The sequence below is a fragment of the Cytobacillus oceanisediminis genome (genome assembly GCF_022811925.1).
Lineage (GTDB): Bacteria > Bacillota > Bacilli > Bacillales > Cytobacillaceae > Cytobacillus > Cytobacillus oceanisediminis_D.
In genome coordinates, this window is sequence record NZ_CP065511.1 from 122,112 (window position 1) to 142,704 (window position 20,593).

A 20,593-nucleotide genomic window follows, 5' to 3' on the forward strand; every position below is an offset into this window, starting at 1 on the left:
CTCCTCATCCTAATAATTTCAAGGAGTTCACATACTGTTAGCGTTTACAACTAAAAAGTTTTTGTTTTCGGTAAATTTCCAATAATAAATATCCTTCTGATAGCCCATCTTCATACCTTTTTTAAGATATCCATAATGTCCGCTTTGTAAACGGGATTTTGCGGTGACAGGCACCTATACCAGTTCAGCAAATTGGTATAGGTGCCTGTCACCCTATTGAATTCCAACATTTCAAGTTTTGTACACATGTTAATTGGAGAAACTATGTTATAGTAATGATGAGAATTTTAGTACATATTAGGAGTGATTATAATGAGTGAAGCAGCAGTAACGCTTGATGGCTGGTATTGTTTACATGACTTCCGTACGGTTGATTGGACAACTTGGAAAATGGCTCCCAGCGAAGAGCGCCAGGCAGCGATCCACGAATTTATGGCCCTAGTCGACAAGTGGAATACAACACAAAGCGAGAAAAACGGCAGCCATGCCCTTTATACAATTGTCGGCCAAAAAGCTGATTTTATGATGATGATCTTAAGGCCTACAATGGAAGAGCTAAATGAAATTGAAAACGAATTCAACAAAACTAAATTAGCTGAATTCACGATTCCGGCTCATTCATATGTTTCTGTTGTCGAGCTGAGCAACTACCTGCCGGCAGGAGAAGATCCATACCAGAATCCACAGATCCTGGCTCGCCTTTACCCTGAGCTTCCAAAAGCGAAGCATGTCTGCTTCTATCCGATGGACAAGCGCCGCCAGGGCAATGACAACTGGTACATGCTTCCGATGGAAGACCGCCGCAATATGATGCGCAGCCACGGCATGATCGGCCGCCAGTATGCAGGAAAGGTAAAGCAGATCATCACAGGTTCAGTCGGCTTCGACGATTACGAATGGGGCGTTACCCTCTTCTCTGATGATGTTCTTCAGTTTAAAAAGCTTGTTTATGAAATGCGCTTCGATGAAGTCAGTGCCCGCTACGGCGAATTCGGCTCTTTCTTCGTCGGAAACATCCTTGAAGAGGATAAAGTTGAAAAATTCCTTCACGTATAATGTTAAAAACTCCTGGCTTCTGCCGGGAGTTTTTCTTTTTCTTAAGGTCATAAAAAAACATGCCCCTACATAGTAATGAAATAGTGAGTTTCTATTTTAAAATTCAACCCGCAGGACTTTCCGACAGTCCAAGGCAAAAATGCGGATAGAAATGGCTATCATAATTTTTAGGAGGGAAAACATTGAGTCAATCAAATTATGGTCAATACCCTTATTACGATTACCGGCAGCAACCTTACAATGGAAGCGGACAAATGGGACAGAACAATCAGGGACAGCCGCAATATCAAACAATGCCTACAGGCGGAACTTTTCCAGGTGCAGCCTCAGGCGGGATGTTTCCAGGTGCAGGCGCAGGCGCAGGTATGGGTGCCCCTTCAGCTGCTCCTTCGATTCCAGGAATGCTGCCGCTTGAACAATCCTACATTGAAAACATTCTTCGCCTGAACAAAGGCAAGCTTGCGACTGTTTATGCCACATTTGAAAACAACACGGAATGGAACGCCAAAATTTTCAAAGGCATCATTGAAGCAGCGGGACGGGATCACGTAATCCTGAGTGACCCTCAAACAGGCCAACGTATCCTCCTTCCGATGATCTACTTAGACTATGTGACATTTGATGAAGAAATTGAATATGAATATCCATTTGGCAGCGCACCTGGAATGGTGCAATATTCGCCAAGATAATAAAAAGGAGCTTTGACACCCCGTCAAAGCTCCTTTCCTATTATAGATATTTTACGGCCGCAATGATCAGCAGTACCCAAGCCACAAGGAAAGAGACTCCACCAAGCGGGGTTATGGCACCCAGCACACTGATTTTTGTTAATGTTAAAACGTATAAGCTTCCTGAGAAAAGGATAATGCCGATCAGCATCAGCCAGCCTGACCAGGATAATAAAGATGTCGCCGGCAGCTTGCCAAGCAGAATACCGATAATTAAAAGGGCTGTAGCATGAAACATCTGATAGGTCACGCCTGTTTTCCAGATCTCCAAATACTTCGGCTCCACTTTCCCCTCAAGCCCATGCGCCCCGAAAGCACCTAATGCAACTGCTAAAAAAGCATTAATGGCTCCAATAATAATAAATAGCTTCATAGTCCCCTGCACCTCTTATCGTTTTATTAAAAATCGAACAATGAATCGCCGTTTGCCTCATCATCCATCTGCATTTTCTTTGGCTGCAGATTCGCTGGCTGAGCCGGAGGCGGCGCATTGTATGTATGGCTAATAGAAGCGGCAGCAGACACGCTTCCTGTATCCGACTCTTCCAAAACCAGCTCGCATAATGACTTGATCGCCTGCACTCTTTCTCTCATTCTTGCGTCTGAAGAGCTGCTTTTCGCTTCCTGCAATTCCTTTTCCATCTTCCCTAAAAGCTTCTGAACAGAGATATTCACTCTCTACACCTCTTTCTGTAAGAAAAGCGGAAGCGCCTTGCCCACCCCGACCCTCGAGGGGGCAGGCTGCTTCCGCTAGACAATTCCCGAAGTTCAAAAAATGTATACTTCTTTTTAAAAAACCTGCCAATATTACCGGCCATATAAAGTTTATCAGTTTTTCTTTTCAAAACGCAAACAAGGATGGCCAGATGCCCGGAAAACTTCGATAGAGGGCATCTGACTGGTTTTAAAGAAAAGCGGAAGCGCCTTGCCCACCCCCAACCCTCGAGGGGGTAGGCGGTGGAGCTAGACAGTTTAAACTGAAAAGCCCTGCAGCCTTTTGGATGGCTCCGGTCCCATGTAACATAGAAATATTCACATTTAAAACAATCAATTTTCTGTGAACTCATTTGTCTTTCCCTTCTCGAACATGCATATTTCGAGTACTTCTCTTATTCTCTTACATAAAGCGGTATGTTTCACGTGAAACATGACGAAAAGAATCAGAGATCATGAATCTGCCAGTTAATGGGCTTCTCCCCAAGCTCTTGTAATATCTCATTCGCCCTTGAAAATGGCCTGCTGCCAAAGAACCCTTTTCTTGCCGAAAATGGACTTGGATGCGGCGATTTTATTATATAGTGTTTAGAAGCATCAATCAGCACTTCTTTTTCCTGAGCCGGTTTGCCCCATAAAATAAAAACGACGGGCTTTTCCCTCTCATTCAGTTTTTGTATGACGGTGTCGGTGAAAGTTTCCCATCCCTTCCCCTTATGCGAATGCGCCTGCCCTTTGCGGACGGTCAGAACGGTATTTAAGAGCAGCACTCCTTCTCGAGCCCATTTTAATAGATAGCCATTGTTTGGCACCTCGAAGCCCAGGTCATCCTGCATTTCCTTGAATATATTTTTCAGTGAAGGAGGCAGCTTTACATCAGGCTGAACCGAAAAGCTTAATCCATGCGCCTGCCCCGGCCCATGATAAGGATCCTGACCCAATATCACTGCCTTTACGTCTTTATAATCTGTATATTGGAGAGCATTGAAAATATCCTCCTGCCTTGGATAAATGGTTTGCTCCTCATATTCTTTTTTTAAAAATTCACGAAGATGGAGAAAATAGGGTTTCTCGAATTCCTCTGCCAAAATCTCCTGCCAGTCATTTCTTAAGATACGCTTCATCTGCCAACTCTCCCTCCTCTTATTTGAAAGGTCCTATTCTTAATACCCATTGGTTATCATGGCATAATCTTTCATTCTTGCATACATGTTTAAAATTTTTCAGAACGGATATGTAATAAATATACCGGCAGGACATGCTGCCATTTAAATAAATCTGCAAATCTTTTAAGGAGGATGTTATATATGTATAAAATTGAAGTTGTTGAAAATGGTGTACAGGCTACTGATACAATTGGAATGCTGCAAAGCCAGGGATTCAATAAGGAAAACATCTATATTTTCGCACATGACAAGGATCGCTCCGAGCACCTTTCTGACGCGACAGATACAGGCGAAGTCGGCATGAAGGAGCAGGGCCTATTTGATTCTGTCGGAAACGTATTCAAAAAGCGCGGAGATGAGCTTCGTTCAAAATTTGAGTCTGTTGGTTTAACGACAGTAGAAGCAGAACAATATGAAAAAGTATTGGATGAAGGCAAGTTAGTTATTGTAGGTACGGACGAAGTAAAATAAGCAAAAAAGCGATGAAGATTCTTCATCGCTTTTTTTATGTCCTTAAAACATCCAAACCCATAGCCCTATCAACAGAACCGGATACAGCACATACCACCAGACCCTGGTTATATTGACTTTTGACAGGATGAAAAAAACCAGTTCAGGCAGCACAATCAAAACAGCCTGAACCCAGATGAAAGTGCTGAAATGCTCCGGCGCTGTAATGCCTTCCCCTGTCGCCCAGTCTCCGCTATTGAATAAAAAGTAGAAAAAGTTCAAGAATGGGAGAATGACAGCGAAAAGTATCCGGCTTATATGCACGATTAAATCTGCAGGACGCTTGGTTTTATACATAGGGGTAACTGGAATGATAAAGCTGTAAAGGATCAGCACCAGCCCTATAAAATTGACCAGCAGCTGGTCAAACAAATATCCAAAAAAATACATGAATGTAATCATTGTTAACCTCTTCTGTCTTTTTGTCTTTATTTTACAAAAAAGGAAGGGGTTTATATATAATGAAAAAGCACTAGTTTTCTAACCCATAATCCGCTGATAAATGGACTTCGCCTGCGCTAAATCTTTTGTGCCATGTATAAGGGCGCGTCCATCTTTAAAGAGGACAAGCCGCTGCTCCTCCATTTCGACAGAAAGCAAATACGGATTGCCTTTCACCTGGTAGCCGATTGATTTCAGCTGCCGGGCAATCTCAGTGAACTCGATTTCCAGCTCCTTTGGCGGGCGGATCTGAACAGTGTCCCTTCCGCAGAGAACGGTGGATTTCATCATGTTTTCCGGTTGCAGATAAGGAAACGTTCTTTCTGTTCCGCAAGATAAGCAGCCTTCATCTTTCGCTTTTGACACTTTCATGCTTGTGTACTGGTTTCGCCATAAATCAAAGCTGACCATTGCGGTCCGCACAGCTTCCCAGTCCTCAGCCAGGATTTTCAGCGCTTCAGCTGCCTGATGGGAGACGACCATTTGCACAGCTGGGGCAATAATTCCTCCTGTGTCACAGGTCATCCCCTGGATTGGAATCTTTTTCAACAAGCAATTCATGCATGGCGTTTTCCCCGGAATGATTGTCATGCTCATGCCAAAGCTGCCGACACAGGCTCCATAAATCCACGGAATATTAAATTTTTGAGAGATATCATTAATGGCCATCCTGGTTTCAAAGTTATCGGTCGAATCCAGGATCAGATCCACCCCTTCAGCAAGCTCTTCCAGCTTTTCAGGAGTAGCGTCGCCAATAATTGAGCGGATTTCGACCTCGCTATTAATCTGTTTTAGCCGTTTTACTGCTGCGGCCGCTTTTGGCATTTTTTCCAAGGCGTCGCTTTCTGTAAAAAGCTGCTGGCGCTGCAGATTGCTTTCCTCGACATAATCCCGGTCGATGATCGTCAGTTTGCCGATACCTGAACGTGCCATCAATTCCGCATTTCCTGAGCCCAGTGCTCCGGCACCAACAATCAGCACATGCTTGGATCGAATTTTATCCTGACCCTCTTTTCCAATAGGCGGAAACAAAGTCTGGCGTGAATACCTTTCAGACAATGCGGCCCCTCCTCTCTTAAAGCTGCCATCATCCTCCGCTGACTGGAGGGATAAAGGCGATTGTATCTCCGTCCTGAATGACTTCATCATCTGAAGCAAATTCTTCATTCACGGCTGCCATGACTGAATCAAGCTTCAGCTCGTAATTTTCCTCAAGCATCTGTTTTAGCTCAGAGATTGTTTTGCCGCTGACATCCTTTGTCACAGACTCTTCTCCAACACGGTCCCGCAAATGGGCAAAAAACATAATTTTATTCATTTAAATCCTTCGCCTCCGGTTTTCCTTTTGGGTATGCCACTGTTTCCAGCTGGTTGCCGATCCATTCTTCGCCATCTTCCCAATGTTCCTTTTTCCAGATCGGCACAATTTCTTTAATTCTTTCAATCGCATAGCGGTTTGCTTCATAAGCATCTGCACGGTGTGGAGTGGAAACGGCAATGACCACCGCTACATCGGTAATATCCAGCTTGCCTGTCCGGTGGGTAATTGCCACTTCTGCCCCGTTCCAGCGCTCCTTTATCTCGGTTCCGATCTGCTCCAGTTTTTTCACAGCCATTGATTCATATGCTTCATATATTAAATATAGTGTTTTCTTTCCGTGCGTCAGCTCGCGGACTGTTCCGATAAACGTCGTAATCGCTCCCGCTTCCCGCTGAACCACTTTATCGATCACACTTTGGATATCGATCGGGTCTTTAGAAATCTCAAAATTCATGGAGTCACCTCGTTTTATTTGATTTTGACATAGACAGAGCCGGAATGGAAATGAATGCATTCTTATTTTGAGGCATCTTCGGCCATTTTCAGTGCCAGCTGGTATTCGTCAGGACGGTTCATGTTAAATAAGTGAGCGTCCTTATATAAAAATCCCATCTCTCTAAGCAGATCCTCCTTTAAGATTGCCGTATCTATATCTTGCAGAAATTGGCGGATCCGGAGCTTATTTTCTTTCAAAGCCAGCTCTGCTGCAACTCTTGCATCCTTTCGGTAAGCGGCAAAAAGCGGGTGAAGCTGCCCTTCAATTTCAGGTACGGACGCCTGATGCTGATCCAGCTGTTCAAGAAGAAGCCTGGCAAGCTCCCCTGATATGAATGGCATATCGCATGCCACAATCAGATTGTTTTGTGTCATGGATTCAGACAGGCCGGCATGAATTCCAGCGAGAGGCCCCTTTTCTTTCCAGCGGTCGTTCACAAGGGGAAGGCCGAGAAACTGATAATCCTCCTGTTTATTGGCTACGATGATGACATTGGGCAATATAGAAGACAGCTGATCGGCGATTCGTTCAATAACCGTTTTGCCGCCAATTTTCAGCAGGGCTTTATTCTCCCTCATCCGGCTTGAATGCCCTCCTGCTAAAATGATGCCTGTACTGCTCATTTTCCTCACCGTCTTTCGATGTATCTTATCGTTATCTTTTTATTTTACCATCTATTCCGGCCTGTTTCTTTTAAGAAGGCCGCTGGAGTTGGCAATATTGTGACGTTATATAGATATTTCAGTTCAGAAATTTAATTTATGTGCGGATAGACGAGGTTTATGTGCGGATAAATTTTTTTACGTGCGGATAAGCGTGATTTATGTGCACATAGCCATTTTTATGTGCGTTCAAGTGATATTGCACCGTATTTTTGCCTGAAGGAGCGGTTAACTTAATGCTATCTGCAGTCCGTTATAGTTTTTACCCTTTTCAATTATTGTTATAATTAGAAAAAGATATCCAGCAGCACTTCAAGGAGGTAATAAGCATATGACAATGAAAAAAGTTATGACCATTGCAGGTTCAGATACGAGCGGCGGCGCCGGCATCCAGGCTGACCTTAAGACATTCCAGGAGCTTGGCGTTTACGGGATGACGGCGCTGACTACAATCGTGACGATGGATCCTAAAAATAACTGGAGCCACAATGTGTTCCCGATTTCTACAGACATTCTGGAAACACAGATCGAAACGATTATATCTACAGGAATCGATGCGATGAAAACAGGCATGCTAGGTTCTGAAGAAGTGATTAAAATTGCGGCAAAGACCATTAAAGAAAACAGCCTGGATCATGTTATCATCGACCCGGTCATGGTCTGCAAAGGTGAGGATGAGCCGATTCATCCTGAATTAAACGAAGCATTAAGAGATTTGCTTGTGCCGCTTGCAACAGTGGTAACACCAAATTTATTTGAAGCATGGCAGCTGGCTAAAACAGGGCCAATCAAGACTGTGGAGGACATGAAGGAAGCGGCTGTTAAAATTCATGAACTTGGCGCGAAGTATGTATTAATCAAGGGCGGCAGCAAGCTGCAGCACGAAAAAGCCGTTGACCTTCTATATGATGGACAAGAGTTCACTCTTTATGAAAGCGAACGCGTTGAAACCACTTACACTCATGGCGCAGGCTGCACCTACTCTTCTGCGATCACAGCAGAAATCGCGAAAGGCAAGCCTGTCAAAGAAGCGGTTCAAACAGCGAAGGATTTCATCACAGCCGCCATCAACCATGGCTTTAAGCTAAATGAATATGTTGGCCCTACGATGCCTGGTGCGTACCGCAAATATGGCGCAGGCCGTCTTGAATCAGAATAAGCATGATGGAACAGAGTCCGATTGGGGCTCTGTTTCTTTTGCCATTGGCGGTTTCGCTGATAAAACGGGGATTTAGCGGATATATTGATTTTTTCGCGGATAAAATTAAATTTTCGCGGTTATATCTATTTGGCGGTCCTCGCTGAGATTACTTTTTCGCTTTTCATTTCTTTTTTTAGTAAGATAAACATATAAATGCCGTCTTAGACGAATAAATGAAGGTAAAACGGAAGGGGGACTATAGAGTGGAACCAGCAGTGAAAGAATACGTGCAAAAAGAGATTGACCGCCTTGCCAATAAAGAGGTCTTTATTCATCTGGAAACAACGAATGGGGCGTATGCTTCCCATTTTGATGAAAGCTTCTTTTCTTCAGGCGCCTATATCCGCAATGCCAAATTGGTTTATGACCATGGAAGAATCACCGGAAAAGGCCCTTATAGGGTTGGATTGAAAATGAATTTTGGCTGGGTGTATGCTGAAGGAATTACCCACTTTGAAGTTGATGAAGAAGATAGGCTCCTTTTAGCCGGCCACGATTTCAGCGGCAAGCTTGCAGTCGCCCTGCAAATTAGTGAAACACCTTTTGAATAAATAGGGGCTCAGAAGACATCAAATGGAAAGGAGCAAGACCATGATGGAAAAGGAAAGACATGTACTCGTCATCTTCCCTCATCCGGACGATGAAGCATTTGGCGTTTCAGGAACGATTTCCTTACATATCGATAACGGCACACCTGTCACCTACGCATGCTTGACGCTTGGAGAAATGGGGCGCAATATGGGAAATCCCCCTTTTGCCACCAGGGAAACTCTGCCGAAAATCCGCAAAGAAGAGCTGGAGGAAGCAGCCAGGGTTCTGGGCATCCAGGACTTAAGAATGCTGGGGTATCGGGATAAGACCGTTGAATTTGAAGATGAAGAAAAGCTCGCGAACAGACTCGGAGTCATCATCGGTGAGACAAACCCTTCCCTCATCATCACGTTCTATCCGGGATACGCTGTGCACCCGGACCATGACGCAACAGGCGCCGCTGTGATCCGTGCGGTAAAAGAACTGCCTGCTGACAAGCGTCCGAAGGTTCACTGTGTCGCATTCTCCAATAACTGTGAGGAAGAAATCGGCCAGGCAGATGTTGTCAATGACGTCAGTGCGGTTGTAGACCGGAAAGTTGCAGCGATCAAGGCACATGCCTCACAGACACAGCTGATGGCAGCGAATATGGAAGAAAGTATCAAAAAGCAAGAGCCTGAAGTATTGGCCAGAATGTATAAAGAGCGTTTTTGGACCTATAAATTCTAAAGATAGAGCACGCCGCCTCTGATTTCAGAGCGGCTTTTTTCATGATGTTATTTTCTGAATATTACCTACTTTTCACCCATGAGCTTTCCCCCTCATGATGTTAGAATTTCCTTAAGGGTTTGCAAACGTTTCCATATACTCTTTTGCGCAATCGATTGCACTTACTCCATTGCACACTATAGCACAACCAATTTATAGGGAGGAAACTTTATGGACAAAGTAAAAAAAGCCGGCATCTGGATGATGCTCCTAAGCTTGATTCTCAGTTTATTCACGGGAACTCACCCGCTCTTATCCTCTGCAAGCACAGTTGAAAGCCCTGTCGTGGATGGGAGTCAAGTTACTTTTTCCTATCAGGGGGAAGCTCAGCAGGTTCGGGTTGCCGGAAGTTTTACCGATTGGCAAAATAAAGCGTTAGCAATGACGAAAGGCGAAAACAATATTTGGACAAAGACTATTCATTTATCACCTGGAGTCTATGAATATAAATTTATACTTGATGACAGCAATTGGATTACCGATCCGGCAAACAGCAGGACTGCTAATGGAAACAGCTTACTGGCTATTAGCGGATTAACGACTGAAATGCCTGCTGAAGCTGTAAAAGACACCGTGATTTCTCTTTCTGCCAAACTAGTACATAGCAATGGCACCATTGAAGATGTGCAGCCATCCTGGAAATTAAAAACTGAGGCAATTGGCGTCGAGGTAAAAAATAATCAGCTGGCAATCTCTGATTCTGCTGAAGCAGGAAGCGTAACTGTCATTGGCGAATTCAATGGCTATACTCTGGAGCATAGCTTCAGCATTATCGGTCAAATGAATAGCTATACAATAAATTACTGGCGCAATGACGGCGAGCAGCTCAATTGGGATCTATGGGCCTGGGAGGACGAAAAAAGCGGCAAGGCTTACCCATTTACAAACCGGGCAGAAGGATTTGCCCAAGCTAAGATTTCTGTTCCTTCGAGTAAAATCCATGTCATTCCTCGGCCTGGAAATTGGGATATTCAGGATGTTACCAGAACTATTACCATGCCTGATGGCCAAAATGAGGCAGAAGTATGGCTCGCTGAGGGAGACCAAACCGTTTATTACTCAAAAGAGGAATTTGACGATCGGAATGCAGAAGATAATCGTCGTTTTATTGAGTTTACGTATGTAAGAGACAATCACGATTATGAAGGCTGGAACATTTGGACCTGGCAGACTGGCATAAAGGATGGGCAGGCAGATTTTACCGAAGTCAATGACAAGGGGGCTGTTGCATTGATTGAAATTGGCCAGCAGACTGAGCAAATGGGATTTGTGCTTCGCAAAGGAACAGGCTGGGACCAAAAGGATCCTTATGGTGCCGACCGCTATATTAAAACAGGGAATGACAAGTACACCAAGGTTATTGTCAAAAGCGGCCAGAGTGAATTCTATCAGGTCCCTTCTATTACGGGCCCTCTCCTGAACAATGGCAGTCTTACTCTTTATTTTAGAGATCCGGAGCTGTTCAAACAGGGAGAAATGGATTCGATTGAAAAGGTGCAGGCAAAGTTGAATGGTCAGATTTACGATATGCAGTACTCCCTTAAGGAAGAACGATTCTTTGTGACGATTGATCAGTTGGAAGAAGGCACATACAAGTACTCTTTCCTTGTTACTAGAGATGGAGAAACCTCTGAAATGAAAGATCCTTTTAATGAGAAGTCATCCATCACCTATAAAAACCCAACAGCGGAAATCAGAGCTGGCGTGAGTCCAAATAAAGTTTCCTACAACGAAAATGCTGTTTTATCCATTGAAACGATACTTTCAGATCCAGAAGTATCTATTAAAGAAGCTTACGCTGACCTATCTGCTATCGGAGGAAGCAGCAAAGTGAGTATTGACCCGGCTTTAAATGCACACACCATATCCATTGATCAATTTGTAACAGCAGGCATTAAGAAGCTGCCGATCACAGTGATTGATGAATATGGGAACTTTCATGTGGGAGAAGCTTCCGTTGAAGTCAAAACCCGCACCTACAGCGGCCAAAAGGATGATTTTGATTGGGATGAGGCACGCATTTACTTTATGCTGACAGATCGCTTTAACAATGGAGATTCTTCCAACGATGATCCAAACCATTCAGATTATGATACCTCTCATCTTGAAACCTATCATGGCGGGGATTTCCGGGGTGTGATTGAAAGACTGGATTATCTCGAGGACCTTGGCATTAACACGATTTGGATTACGCCGATCGTCGACAACATCAATTGGGACCTGCGCCACGATAAAGATGGAAACCAATATGGCTATCATGGCTACTGGGCAAAGGATTTTACAAAATTGGATGAGCATCTTGGGGACATTAAGACATTCCAGGAACTTTTGGAAAAAGCACATGACCGCGGCATAAAAGTGATGGTGGATGTGGTACTGAACCATACCGGATATGGATTAAAGGAAAACGACCCTTCCATTGGGCTTGGAATTCCCAACTTCCCTTCTGATGCTGAGCGTGATCGCTTTGCCGGCATGCTCCGCGATGGAGGAACCGATACTATCCGCGGCGAGCTGGCCGGATTGCCTGACTTTAAGACTGAGGAAGAAGAGGTCCGCAGACAAATCATTGAATGGCAGACAGACTGGCTTGAAAAAGCAAGGACAGACCGCGGAGATACGATTGACTACTTCAGGGTTGATACCGTTAAGCACGTGGAACACACAACATGGAAAGCCTTTAAAAATGCACTGACTGAAATCAAGCCTGACTTTAAAATAATCGGGGAATATTACGGCGGCCACGCAGAAGAGCATGGGGACTTCTTGAACAGCGGGGAAATGGATTCCATTCTCGATTTTGACTTTAAGCATACCGCTGCTGGTTTCATTAACGGCAAAATCGATGCTGCTGAAGCAAAATTACAGGAGCGAAATGATAAGCTCACAAATGCGGCAGCTCTTGGGCAATTTTTAAGCAGCCATGATGAAGACGGCTTCCTGATCACAAGTGCGGGCAATGATTGGGGCAAAATGAAAATCGCCTCTGCCCTCCAAATAACGGCAAAGGGACAGCCAGTTATCTATTATGGAGAAGAAATCGGCCTTTCCGGCAAGCATGCAGGAGATATGGATAAAGGAGAATTTAACGAAAACCGCTATGACTTTGACTGGTCCCTAATCGGAAATGACATGCACAAGCACTACCGGAAGCTGCTTAACATACGGAAAGATTACTCAGAAGTATTTTCAAAAGGAACACGCGAAAAGCTGGCAGGCAGTGACGCTGATGGATATCTGTTCTTTAACCGCTCCTATAAGGGCACAAATGCGGTTGTCGGCATAAACACTATGACGGATAAAAAGAAAGTAACCGTAAAAGTCCCATTTGCAGCCGGCAGCAAGGTCATTGACCAATACACCGGAAAGAAATATTCAGTAGACAAAAATCAGCAGATTAAAGTCAAGCTGCCGGGCAGAAATGTCGGCGGTACGGTCATTCTGGTAATGGATGAAAAGAAAAATAAATAAAAACAGGGGGCCTGCTCACTTGAGAGGCTCCCCTGCTTTACTGTCTAACTATAGCTCCACAAGGAACGCTTCGACAGCTTAATCATCGCACAATTAAAAGCGTTAGCTTTTACGAAGATCGCCTCCCCCTCGAGATCATAAGGCGCCCTGCGCATTATTATTTCTCCATCATTTCCTTTAAGTACTGAAGCTGGCTTCCGTCTTCCCGCTTCACAATATTCACGATGAAACGTTTCGTTAATTTGGCGACAAGGCCGCTGGTTTTGACGTTTGCTTCCATCTCCACCTGCGTTCCTTCTTCTATTTCATGAAAATCATATTTATATTCTGTTATCAGTCCATTGGCATTGCTGCGGGTGGTATAGGTTCTGTCTTGTTCAAAATCAATGATTTCAATGCCTGCACTGATCTTTTTCCCTCTGACCATACGGGTTTCGATGAACTTTGTTCCTTTTCCGATTTCGCCCTCGGTCTGTTTTTCCACTTTCACTACAAACGGCATGAGTTCAGGGACATTTTCCATCTTAATCATATAATCAAATACTTCATGTACAGGTTTATTGATAATCTCACTGGAACGAAAATCAGCCATGCTTTGCACCTCAGAGTCATAGAGTCTATGAATCTATTATATAACAAAAAAACAAGACTGAGCAAAGACAGCGTTGCCTTACAGCCTCTGATGGTAAAGGGAGCAAAATTTGCACCAGTCCACAATGACGATTTTTCTGCCTGTAATTTCGATGATTCCTTCTTTTTTCAGTCTGGAAAAAACCCGGCTGACACTTTCCCGGGATGTTCCGACAAGGGTGGAGAATTCCTGGACGGTTATAGGAAGCTCAAGATGCATCCGGTTACAGTGGTTGGCGCCGAATTTTTCCGCGAGCCTTTCCAATGTCCGGACTGTTTTCGTGTACACATCAAGCAGGGCGATGTCCCTCAGAATGGAGGTCATATCACGCAGCGATTCACTCATATAGCGGATAATCTGAACAGCCATTTCCGGTGAATACAAGAGCTCCTGTTCCAGATCATCCGTGTTCAGAAAGTAGATTTCACCATCCTGCACCATTGTACCCGTCGCAGGATAGGTTTGGCCCGTCTGGTTAAAAAGGTTGGCTTCTGCAAAAATCTCGCCTTTTTTCTTAATGCAGACAATCAGTTCGTTGCCATGTTCATCTTGTTTCGTCAGCTTCACAATGCCGGAATGAACAAAGTAAACTCCTTTGGCGACTTCATATTCAGACATAATTCTTTCGCCTTTTAAATAAGCTTTCTTAATAATTCGTTTATCGATCAGCTGTATGGATTCACTGGGGAGTTCTTTAAAAATTTCAATCTTGCCTAAAAATTCATCGATTAACGGCCTATGATCCTGCTTTTCATATTCCATTCCCATCCCCCGCTTTTACATTCTATTAGAAATATTTTAGCTAACATGAGTTTAGGAAGAAGTGACTTAACTCACAAAAGCCTGCTCATGCTTAAAATTCCTTTTGCAGATGTAAAAATGAGTGATTACTCACTTTACAAACAGGTTGTACTTCGATTATGATTTATGTGAGTGATTACTCACTTTTTTATTAAAAAGGAGTGAACAGATGAAAAATCCGATTGTTTCCATTCAAAATGTATTCAAGACTTATGGAAAGCACCAGGTTTTAAAAGACATTAACCTTGAAATTTACGAGGGGGAAATTTTTGGCCTGCTCGGCCCATCTGGAGCCGGCAAGACGACGCTTGTTAAACAGCTGGCAGGACTGGAGGTGCCAACACAGGGGGAAAACCATATTTTCAGCAAAAAAATGCCCCAGCTGGATTTGATCAAACGAATTGGCTATATGGCGCAATCTGACGCCCTATACACCGACTTAACAGCAAAGGAAAATCTTGATTTTTTTGCAACGCTGTATGGATTAAAAGGAAAAGAAAAAAAGCAGCGGATGAATGAGGTAATGGAAATTGTTTCGTTAACTGACCATCTCGGCAAGCTGGTTTCCGATTATTCAGGGGGTATGAAAAGAAGACTTTCCCTTGCCATTTCCCTTCTGCATAGTCCTGGTCTTCTCATCCTGGATGAACCTACCGTAGGAATCGATCCTGTCCTCAGAAAAAGCATCTGGGAATCTTTTAAAAGCCTGAAGGAGAATGGAACGACCATCCTGGTGACGACTCATGTCATGGATGAAGCGGGAAAGTGCGACAGGCTGGGCATGATTAGGGATGGACAGCTCATTGCAGCTGGAACACCGGAAGAATTAATGTCGCAAACCAGCTCTGCCAATATTGAAGATGCCTTCCTGGCATATGGAGGTGCTTAATATGAGGATTATGGCCCTGGTTATACGGATACTCCGCCAGATTTTAAGAGATAAACGGACGATGGCTCTATTGATCTTCGCCCCTATCCTGGTCCTGACTATGCTTCACCTTGTGTTTAACGGAGATGAATATACGCCTGAAATTGGTCTTGTTGATATCCCTGAAAAATTGGAAACTCAGCTTAACCTGGAAGATGCCAAGCTCAAACACTATGAAACGGAGAAGCTGGCAGAAAATGACCTATCAGACAAGAAGTTGGATGCGTATCTGGTGTTTGATCAGATGCCGCCATCAGTGGTTTTGGAAGGAAGCGATCCGAGTGTAAACGGAGCTGTGATGAAATGGGTTCAGGATGCACTGAAGCCTATACAGCAAAATGGCGGGATTCAGGAGATACAGATCGATTATTTATTCGGCTCGGACGACATGGGGCAGTTTGATTATTTCGGCCCGGTGCTGCTGGGATTCTTTGTCTTTTTCTTTGTATTCCTGATTGCCGGTGTTTCCTTTTTAAGAGAAAGAACAACCGGTACACTTGAGCGGCTCTTGACCAGTCCTCTTCGGAAATGGGAAATCGTTGCGGGATATATCATGGGATTCGGGATATTCACCATGATCCAGGCTGCCATCATCGCCTGGTATGCAATCTATGTACTTGGCATGCTGATGGAAGGGTCTTTTGGCTATGTCCTGCTCATCACACTGCTTCTTTCGCTGTCAGCATTGACTCTGGGAATCCTGCTGTCTTCGTTTGCCAATAATGAGCTGCAGATGATTCAATTTATACCGCTTATTGTGGTTCCCCAGATCTTTTTCTCGGGGTTATTCAATCTGGAGACCATATCAGAGTGGTTAAGCTGGATCGGCCCTTTTACGCCTCTGTATTACGCGGCTGAAGCATTAAGAAATGTAATGGTAAGAGGCTTTGGATGGGAAATGATTTATAAAGATCTGCTTATGCTGCTCGCTTTCTCCCTGCTCTTTATGATTCTGAATATCGCTGCTCTAAGACGGTACCGGAAAATTTAAAATTTCTTTTTGCATTTTCATTCCTTTATAATAAAGCTATAGATTTTGTACGTATAAAGGAGTTAACCATGCCAGAGCAGGATTCCATTTTAGAAGAGTTATTTCAGGAAGAAGAAAGACTTACGGAGAAGCAAAAGAAAATTATCATGGCTGCGATTGAATCGTTTTCCGAAAAAGGCTATGCAGCCACCTCGACAAGCGAAATCGCCAAGAAGGCAGGAGTAGCCGAAGGAACCATCTTCAGACACTATAAAACAAAAAAGGATTTGCTGATGGGGATCGTTTCACCGATGATGGCTAAGCTGATTGCTCCCTTTGTCATCAAGGATCTTTACAAAGTAATTGATCATAAATACGAGCGGTATGAAGATTTTTTAAGAGCTATGATGGAGAATCGGATTGAATTTCTTAAAAACAATGCCTCTTTGATAAAAATCCTGATACAGGAAATTCCGTTTCACCCGGAACTGAAGGAACAATTCAAAGAGCATATTGCCATGAAGGTGTTCGAACGATTTGCCGGATTGGTCGAATACTATCAAAGAAAAGGCCAGATTATTGAGATTCCAGCCTACAGCGCAGTAAGAATGACCTTTACCTCCATTTTCGGCTATTTAATTGCGAGGTATTTACTCTTGCCTGAAGCCAATTGGGATGATGAAAAGGAAACCGAACGGACCATTCAATTTATTATGCACGGCCTTTCAGCCAAAGACTAAAGCCTGGCACTGCTGCCAGGCTCTTTTTATATATTTGAAAGCGGAATTTGATAAAGTTTGTCATCCTTATCAAGCGGATTGCCGCGTCCGTCCGTATTGTTGCTGATAAAATATAGCACATCCCCTTCAATAAATACGTCCCGGATCCTGCCTAAGTTAGAAACAATTTTCCTTACATTCTTTGTTTCCAGATCAAACTCAAGAACGGCACTGCCTCTTAAGGCAGCGGTGTAAAGCTTGCCTTTATAATAGGCCATCCCGGACGGAGCCCAGGTTTCGTCATCACCGGAGGTAAACAGCGGCGATTCCATGCCTTCCTTCGTTTCATTCCCTTTTATGACGGGCCATCCGTAATTTTTCCCGGGTAGGATCTTATTGATTTCATCATTGGCCGATGGGCCGTGCTCACTTTCATATAAAGTCCCATCCTCAGCCCATACCAACCCCTGCGGATTGCGGTGGCCGTAGCTATAAACATAGGATCCGCTAAAAGGATTATCGTCCGGTACGCTCCCATCCAGATTCATTCTTAGGATTTTTCCTCCCAGAGAATTTACATCCTGAGCAATTTCAGGATCAGTGGCAGCATCGCCTGCAGTAGCATAAAGCTTTCCGTCAGGGCCAATTTCAAGCCGGCCGCCGTGGTGGAACTGCCCGCTCGGGATTTTATCGAGCAAAAGCTGCTCCTCTTTCCACGTTCCATCTTGAAGCCGGAGGGTCACTATACGATTAAACTGACCTGAGGTGTTTTCATAGGTGTAATAGGCATATGCTTCGTTTGATTGTGAAAAATCAGGTGCCAGCACAAATCCAAGCAAGCCAGCTTCGGAAGCAGCAGAAAGCTTTTTCGCAAGCTCAACCTTTTGACGTTCTTTCTTGCCATCCTCCACTTTTAAAATGCTGCCCTGTCTTTCCGTCATGTAAAAGGTTTCGTCTGTTTTGGCGATGGACCAGGGAATATCAAGCTCATCTGCCAGTATTTCCGGCTCTTCACCGGCAGGAAGGCTGGCCTCCTGATCCTCGACTTGTTTCCCGCTATTATTCTCGCCGGTACTAGAACATCCAGCCAGCAGACCAAAAACCAGCAAACCTGCACCGAACACCTTTTTCATCCAGCTTTCATCCCCTTGAAATTTTACTTCAGGACTTCCCAGATTGCCTTGGCTACACCGCTTTCTTCATTTGCAGATGTCACAGCATCACATTGTGCTTTAATGATATCATCGGCATTGCCCATGGCAACGGATCTTCCTGCGCGTTTGAACATAGACAAATCATTATAATTATCGCCAATTGCCATTGTTTCCAGAAGTGAAATGCCTTTTTCTTTTACAAAAGCTTCAAGGGCAATCCCCTTTTGGGCGTTCACACTTGTCAGCTCCAGGTTCTCATCCCCTGATGAACTTACGGCCATGCCTTCAAGCTTAAGCAAATCTTCTTTGGCGGATACGAGAAAATCCGGTTCGAATGAGAAGGCCAGCAGCTTGTATATTTGGTGCTCGTCACTGTTGAAAAGCTCGTCATAGCTGTTCACTTTTCGCACCAGCCCTTTTGTAAAGCGTTCTTCGGCAGCTTTTGTCACTTCATCAATATCCGCTTCAGGATTTCCGCTTAAAAAGATGTCGACAATGATGGAGACGCCGCGGTCTTCATCAATAGTATATGTACCCTGGTTTGTGTATACCTCGAAATAAACGTTATTCTGCACAAGGATATAGGCCGCTTTTTTCGCCAGGTCCTTGTCGAGCGGGTTGGAGGATACGACTTTTCCATCTGCAGCCCTTACTTCTGCCCCGTTTGCGCAAATAATCGGGCAAGAGATGCCGGCTTCATCGAGGACGAAGCTTGCTTCGAAGTAGGAGCGCCCGGTTGCGATGACTACTTCGACTCTTTTTTCCTGAGCTGTTTTAATGGCTTCGATATTTTCAGGCGTGATTTTCTGTGTGGCGGTTAATAGCGTTCCGTCCATATCACTGGCAATGCATTTGATCATTTAAATTTCACCTTCTGGCTGTAGTATTTTTACTGAAAAACTTATTTGCCATTCTATCATGTTCTTAGGGTTATTTTAAATAATTGCTCTTCCTCCAGGAATCTAACCTAAATACTTACTCCCTTCCCTAATGCTCAATTTGGCAAGTGTGTTTGATTCAATAAACCTTTTAACTGATTCAGGGTTTGTTTTGGAGTATTCCCTGAGCGCCCAGCCGATGGCTTTTTGGATGAAGAATTCTTTGCTGTCATTGTTTGAAAGGATATAACGGTAAAGTAAGTCTTCATCTGTGAGGGTTTTGTATTTTAGCTGAAAGAGGATGGCTGTCCTGCGGAGCCACATGTCGTTGCTGGTTGCCCATCCCTCTATTTTTTCTGGGATGACTTCCGGGTTTTTAGACGCGATGGCGCCCACTGCATGGGTGGCAAGCATGTCAACGGTATCCCACCAGGATTTTGTTGTGATCAGCTTTTCGACTAATGCCAGATGGCTTTTGTCCAGTTTCCTGGTGAATTTTCCAATGTAGTCGAGAGCTGCAGCCTGGTATTCACGCTCTTCCATGTCCCATAAGGCTTCCACAAATTCCGGGTTAAATTCCTGCTTCAGAAGGCCTGTCTCATTAAAAAATTCTTTTAAGAGAGCTCTTCGTTCAGGTGTCTTGATTCCCAGGAAAGGAAAGTGGTCTTTAAGATAGCTTTGCATGGGGATTGCTTTTTCTATGTCTCTATTTTCCTCAAAAAGCTTTATTAATAATCGAATATCCATCTGAACGCTCCTTTTTGCATCAATTTGGGGTTATGTTCCCCTGTTCGAGTGGCGGGTTCGGACTCGCACTCGCCGATTTCTCCTTTTTCTGTCCGAAGAAGCACCTGTTTCGGACTCTCAGAGAAGCACCGGGTTCAGTAAATTTATCATTCCACATTCACCAACTGCCCTACACATTCTTCTCCATCTTCCATTCTCGAGGTCTCGTCAACATCAAGCTGATAATAGCGATACACCTTTTTCCAAAAGCGGACAGCAGGCTCATTTCGTTTTAACTGCTCTATATAGTAGGTTCCCTTATATTCAGTAAACAATAGATCAATAGCAGCTTGCCCCACTTTTTTCCCTCTGAACGAGTTGTACAGGAAAAAGTCATTGATGCAGTAATCTGCTTTTTTTAGAAAAGGAGCACGTAAAAGGAGCAGGAATCCTGCCAGTTTGCCATCAGCTTTAATGAGGTAAGGTTCAATGCCTTCTTTGTCCCAGATTAATGAAAAGGCATCAAATTCGTATGTGCCTTCTTCATTTACTTCCAATGCATCAGTGTATTTTGTTAAATCGTGCAGATAGAAAGCATACAGGTTTCTTAAGATGTCCCGTTCCCCGTTTGCCGCTTTCACTATTTTAACGTTCATGTCCCCAGTCTCCTTTTCGAAGTATACTCTCCAAATTTAAAGGGTCAAAGCTTTATAGACAAGAT

At 44.0% G+C, this 20,593-nt stretch carries 24 protein-coding genes; 10 read left to right on the forward strand and 14 right to left on the reverse strand.

Translation table 11 applies throughout. The features are described from left to right. Positions 1-312: 312 nt before the first annotated feature. Both hemQ and gerQ read left to right on the forward strand, forming a co-directional pair. The gene (hemQ, locus tag IRB79_RS00605; protein ID WP_053433421.1) at positions 313-1,056 is read left to right on the forward strand and encodes a hydrogen peroxide-dependent heme synthase; all 744 of its coding nucleotides are present in this window, start codon (positions 313-315) and stop codon (positions 1,054-1,056) included. A 182-nt stretch (positions 1,057-1,238) separates the two neighbouring features. Further along, positions 1,239-1,745, forward strand: a complete 507-nt coding sequence (gene gerQ / locus IRB79_RS00610; protein WP_243506271.1) for a spore coat protein GerQ — start codon at positions 1,239-1,241, stop codon at positions 1,743-1,745. A 40-nt stretch (positions 1,746-1,785) separates the two neighbouring features. On the opposite strand, the gene IRB79_RS00615 is transcribed toward gerQ, so the two are convergent. From IRB79_RS00615 to IRB79_RS00625, 3 genes are all read right to left on the reverse strand, one after another. Next, a complete protein-coding gene (locus IRB79_RS00615; protein WP_243506272.1) occupies positions 1,786-2,157 on the reverse strand; it encodes a DUF423 domain-containing protein in 372 nt (123 codons plus the stop codon). 26 nt (positions 2,158-2,183) lie between these two features. Further along, complete coding sequence (locus IRB79_RS00620; protein WP_243506274.1) at positions 2,184-2,459, reverse strand: YwdI family protein; 276 nt, start codon at positions 2,457-2,459, stop codon at positions 2,184-2,186. Positions 2,460-2,944: 485 nt separating this feature from the next. Beyond that, positions 2,945-3,622, reverse strand: coding sequence for a uracil-DNA glycosylase (locus IRB79_RS00625; RefSeq protein ID WP_243506276.1), 678 nt, complete (start codon positions 3,620-3,622; stop codon positions 2,945-2,947). A gap of 183 nt (positions 3,623-3,805) precedes the next feature. Between IRB79_RS00625 and IRB79_RS00630 the strand changes: the two genes are divergently transcribed. Continuing rightward, positions 3,806-4,135 carry a YflT domain-containing protein gene (locus IRB79_RS00630; RefSeq protein WP_243506278.1) on the forward strand — a complete coding sequence of 110 codons (330 nt, stop codon included), beginning with the start codon at positions 3,806-3,808 and terminating at the stop codon, positions 4,133-4,135. 42 nt (positions 4,136-4,177) lie between these two features. On the opposite strand, the gene IRB79_RS00635 is transcribed toward IRB79_RS00630, so the two are convergent. The 5 genes from IRB79_RS00635 to mobA form a co-directional block, all read right to left on the reverse strand. After that, complete coding sequence (locus tag IRB79_RS00635) at positions 4,178-4,576, reverse strand: hypothetical protein (protein WP_243506279.1); 399 nt, start codon at positions 4,574-4,576, stop codon at positions 4,178-4,180. Between the two features lie 78 nt (positions 4,577-4,654). Beyond that, complete coding sequence (locus tag IRB79_RS00640; protein ID WP_243506280.1) at positions 4,655-5,674, reverse strand: thiazole biosynthesis adenylyltransferase ThiF; 1,020 nt, start codon at positions 5,672-5,674, stop codon at positions 4,655-4,657. 28 nt (positions 5,675-5,702) lie between these two features. Continuing rightward, positions 5,703-5,933 (reverse strand): molybdopterin converting factor subunit 1, encoded by a 231-nt coding sequence (moaD, locus tag IRB79_RS00645; protein ID WP_243506281.1) that lies wholly within the window; start codon positions 5,931-5,933, stop codon positions 5,703-5,705. Then, a complete protein-coding gene (locus IRB79_RS00650; RefSeq protein ID WP_243506282.1) occupies positions 5,926-6,390 on the reverse strand; it encodes a molybdenum cofactor biosynthesis protein MoaE in 465 nt (154 codons plus the stop codon). Before IRB79_RS00650 ends, moaD begins: the two co-directional genes overlap by 8 nt. A 62-nt stretch (positions 6,391-6,452) precedes the next feature. Continuing rightward, complete coding sequence (gene mobA / locus IRB79_RS00655; RefSeq protein ID WP_243506283.1) at positions 6,453-7,055, reverse strand: molybdenum cofactor guanylyltransferase; 603 nt, start codon at positions 7,053-7,055, stop codon at positions 6,453-6,455. A gap of 370 nt (positions 7,056-7,425) precedes the next feature. Between mobA and pdxK the strand changes: the two genes are divergently transcribed. The 4 genes from pdxK (at position 7,426) to IRB79_RS00675 (ending at position 13,065) form a co-directional block, all read left to right on the forward strand. Beyond that, on the forward strand, positions 7,426-8,253 hold the full coding sequence (gene pdxK, locus IRB79_RS00660; protein WP_243506284.1) for a pyridoxine/pyridoxal/pyridoxamine kinase: 828 nt from the start codon (positions 7,426-7,428) through the stop codon (positions 8,251-8,253). A 245-nt stretch (positions 8,254-8,498) separates the two neighbouring features. Beyond that, positions 8,499-8,846: a YojF family protein gene (locus tag IRB79_RS00665; protein WP_243506285.1), complete on the forward strand. Its 348-nt coding sequence runs from the start codon at positions 8,499-8,501 to the stop codon at positions 8,844-8,846. A 43-nt stretch (positions 8,847-8,889) separates the two neighbouring features. Continuing rightward, a complete protein-coding gene (gene bshB2, locus IRB79_RS00670; protein ID WP_243509686.1) occupies positions 8,890-9,555 on the forward strand; it encodes a bacillithiol biosynthesis deacetylase BshB2 in 666 nt (221 codons plus the stop codon). Between the two features lie 210 nt (positions 9,556-9,765). After that, positions 9,766-13,065, forward strand: a complete 3,300-nt coding sequence (locus IRB79_RS00675) for an alpha-amylase family glycosyl hydrolase (protein WP_243506287.1) — start codon at positions 9,766-9,768, stop codon at positions 13,063-13,065. A gap of 157 nt (positions 13,066-13,222) precedes the next feature. Here the strand turns inward: IRB79_RS00675 and IRB79_RS00680 are convergent, their stop codons facing one another. Together IRB79_RS00680 and IRB79_RS00685 are read right to left on the reverse strand one after the other, a co-directional pair. Further along, positions 13,223-13,657 carry an SRPBCC family protein gene (locus tag IRB79_RS00680; protein ID WP_243506289.1) on the reverse strand — a complete coding sequence of 145 codons (435 nt, stop codon included), beginning with the start codon at positions 13,655-13,657 and terminating at the stop codon, positions 13,223-13,225. Positions 13,658-13,735: 78 nt separating this feature from the next. Then, entirely contained in the window at positions 13,736-14,458 is a 723-nt protein-coding gene (locus IRB79_RS00685; protein ID WP_243506291.1) for a Crp/Fnr family transcriptional regulator, read from the reverse strand. A 208-nt stretch (positions 14,459-14,666) separates the two neighbouring features. Between IRB79_RS00685 and IRB79_RS00690 the strand changes: the two genes are divergently transcribed. From IRB79_RS00690 to IRB79_RS00700, 3 genes are all read left to right on the forward strand, one after another. After that, a complete protein-coding gene (locus tag IRB79_RS00690) occupies positions 14,667-15,386 on the forward strand; it encodes an ABC transporter ATP-binding protein (protein WP_243506293.1) in 720 nt (239 codons plus the stop codon). A 1-nt stretch (position 15,387) separates the two neighbouring features. Continuing rightward, positions 15,388-16,416 (forward strand): ABC transporter permease, encoded by a 1,029-nt coding sequence (locus IRB79_RS00695; protein WP_243506295.1) that lies wholly within the window; start codon positions 15,388-15,390, stop codon positions 16,414-16,416. A gap of 68 nt (positions 16,417-16,484) precedes the next feature. Continuing rightward, entirely contained in the window at positions 16,485-17,135 is a 651-nt protein-coding gene (locus IRB79_RS00700; RefSeq protein WP_243506297.1) for a TetR/AcrR family transcriptional regulator, read from the forward strand. A gap of 26 nt (positions 17,136-17,161) precedes the next feature. Here IRB79_RS00700 and IRB79_RS00705 read toward each other — a convergent pair whose 3' ends face one another. From IRB79_RS00705 to IRB79_RS00720, 4 genes are all read right to left on the reverse strand, one after another. Further along, the gene (locus IRB79_RS00705; protein WP_243506299.1) at positions 17,162-18,247 is read right to left on the reverse strand and encodes a PQQ-dependent sugar dehydrogenase; all 1,086 of its coding nucleotides are present in this window, start codon (positions 18,245-18,247) and stop codon (positions 17,162-17,164) included. Positions 18,248-18,270: 23 nt separating this feature from the next. Beyond that, positions 18,271-19,128, reverse strand: a complete 858-nt coding sequence (locus IRB79_RS00710) for an HAD family hydrolase (RefSeq protein ID WP_243506301.1) — start codon at positions 19,126-19,128, stop codon at positions 18,271-18,273. Between the two features lie 102 nt (positions 19,129-19,230). Beyond that, positions 19,231-19,893, reverse strand: a complete 663-nt coding sequence (locus IRB79_RS00715) for a DNA alkylation repair protein (RefSeq protein ID WP_243506302.1) — start codon at positions 19,891-19,893, stop codon at positions 19,231-19,233. Positions 19,894-20,039: 146 nt separating this feature from the next. Beyond that, positions 20,040-20,528, reverse strand: a complete 489-nt coding sequence (locus tag IRB79_RS00720; RefSeq protein WP_243506303.1) for a GNAT family N-acetyltransferase — start codon at positions 20,526-20,528, stop codon at positions 20,040-20,042. Positions 20,529-20,593: the final 65 nt, after the last annotated feature.

What these genes read in the sequence shown, in the direction of transcription:
- IRB79_RS00650 (WP_243506282.1), bottom strand. Translation starts at nt 6,390, where the DNA reads ATGAATTTTGAGATTTCTAAAGACCCGATCGATATCCAAAGTGTGATC.
- IRB79_RS00695 (WP_243506295.1), top strand. Translation starts at nt 15,388, where the DNA reads ATGAGGATTATGGCCCTGGTTATACGGATACTCCGCCAGATTTTAAGA.
- IRB79_RS00700 (WP_243506297.1), top strand. Translation starts at nt 16,485, where the DNA reads ATGCCAGAGCAGGATTCCATTTTAGAAGAGTTATTTCAGGAAGAAGAA.
- hemQ (WP_053433421.1), top strand. Translation starts at nt 313, where the DNA reads ATGAGTGAAGCAGCAGTAACGCTTGATGGCTGGTATTGTTTACATGAC.
- IRB79_RS00705 (WP_243506299.1), bottom strand. Translation starts at nt 18,247, where the DNA reads ATGAAAAAGGTGTTCGGTGCAGGTTTGCTGGTTTTTGGTCTGCTGGCT.
- IRB79_RS00625 (WP_243506276.1), bottom strand. Translation starts at nt 3,622, where the DNA reads ATGAAGCGTATCTTAAGAAATGACTGGCAGGAGATTTTGGCAGAGGAA.
- IRB79_RS00630 (WP_243506278.1), top strand. Translation starts at nt 3,806, where the DNA reads ATGTATAAAATTGAAGTTGTTGAAAATGGTGTACAGGCTACTGATACA.
- pdxK (WP_243506284.1), top strand. Translation starts at nt 7,426, where the DNA reads ATGACAATGAAAAAAGTTATGACCATTGCAGGTTCAGATACGAGCGGC.
- bshB2 (WP_243509686.1), top strand. Translation starts at nt 8,890, where the DNA reads ATGGAAAAGGAAAGACATGTACTCGTCATCTTCCCTCATCCGGACGAT.
- IRB79_RS00710 (WP_243506301.1), bottom strand. Translation starts at nt 19,128, where the DNA reads ATGATCAAATGCATTGCCAGTGATATGGACGGAACGCTATTAACCGCC.
- IRB79_RS00715 (WP_243506302.1), bottom strand. Translation starts at nt 19,893, where the DNA reads ATGGATATTCGATTATTAATAAAGCTTTTTGAGGAAAATAGAGACATA.
- IRB79_RS00685 (WP_243506291.1), bottom strand. Translation starts at nt 14,458, where the DNA reads ATGGAATATGAAAAGCAGGATCATAGGCCGTTAATCGATGAATTTTTA.
- IRB79_RS00675 (WP_243506287.1), top strand. Translation starts at nt 9,766, where the DNA reads ATGGACAAAGTAAAAAAAGCCGGCATCTGGATGATGCTCCTAAGCTTG.
- IRB79_RS00720 (WP_243506303.1), bottom strand. Translation starts at nt 20,528, where the DNA reads ATGAACGTTAAAATAGTGAAAGCGGCAAACGGGGAACGGGACATCTTA.
- IRB79_RS00680 (WP_243506289.1), bottom strand. Translation starts at nt 13,657, where the DNA reads ATGGCTGATTTTCGTTCCAGTGAGATTATCAATAAACCTGTACATGAA.
- moaD (WP_243506281.1), bottom strand. Translation starts at nt 5,933, where the DNA reads ATGAATAAAATTATGTTTTTTGCCCATTTGCGGGACCGTGTTGGAGAA.
- mobA (WP_243506283.1), bottom strand. Translation starts at nt 7,055, where the DNA reads ATGAGCAGTACAGGCATCATTTTAGCAGGAGGGCATTCAAGCCGGATG.
- IRB79_RS00690 (WP_243506293.1), top strand. Translation starts at nt 14,667, where the DNA reads ATGAAAAATCCGATTGTTTCCATTCAAAATGTATTCAAGACTTATGGA.
- IRB79_RS00615 (WP_243506272.1), bottom strand. Translation starts at nt 2,157, where the DNA reads ATGAAGCTATTTATTATTATTGGAGCCATTAATGCTTTTTTAGCAGTT.
- IRB79_RS00635 (WP_243506279.1), bottom strand. Translation starts at nt 4,576, where the DNA reads ATGATTACATTCATGTATTTTTTTGGATATTTGTTTGACCAGCTGCTG.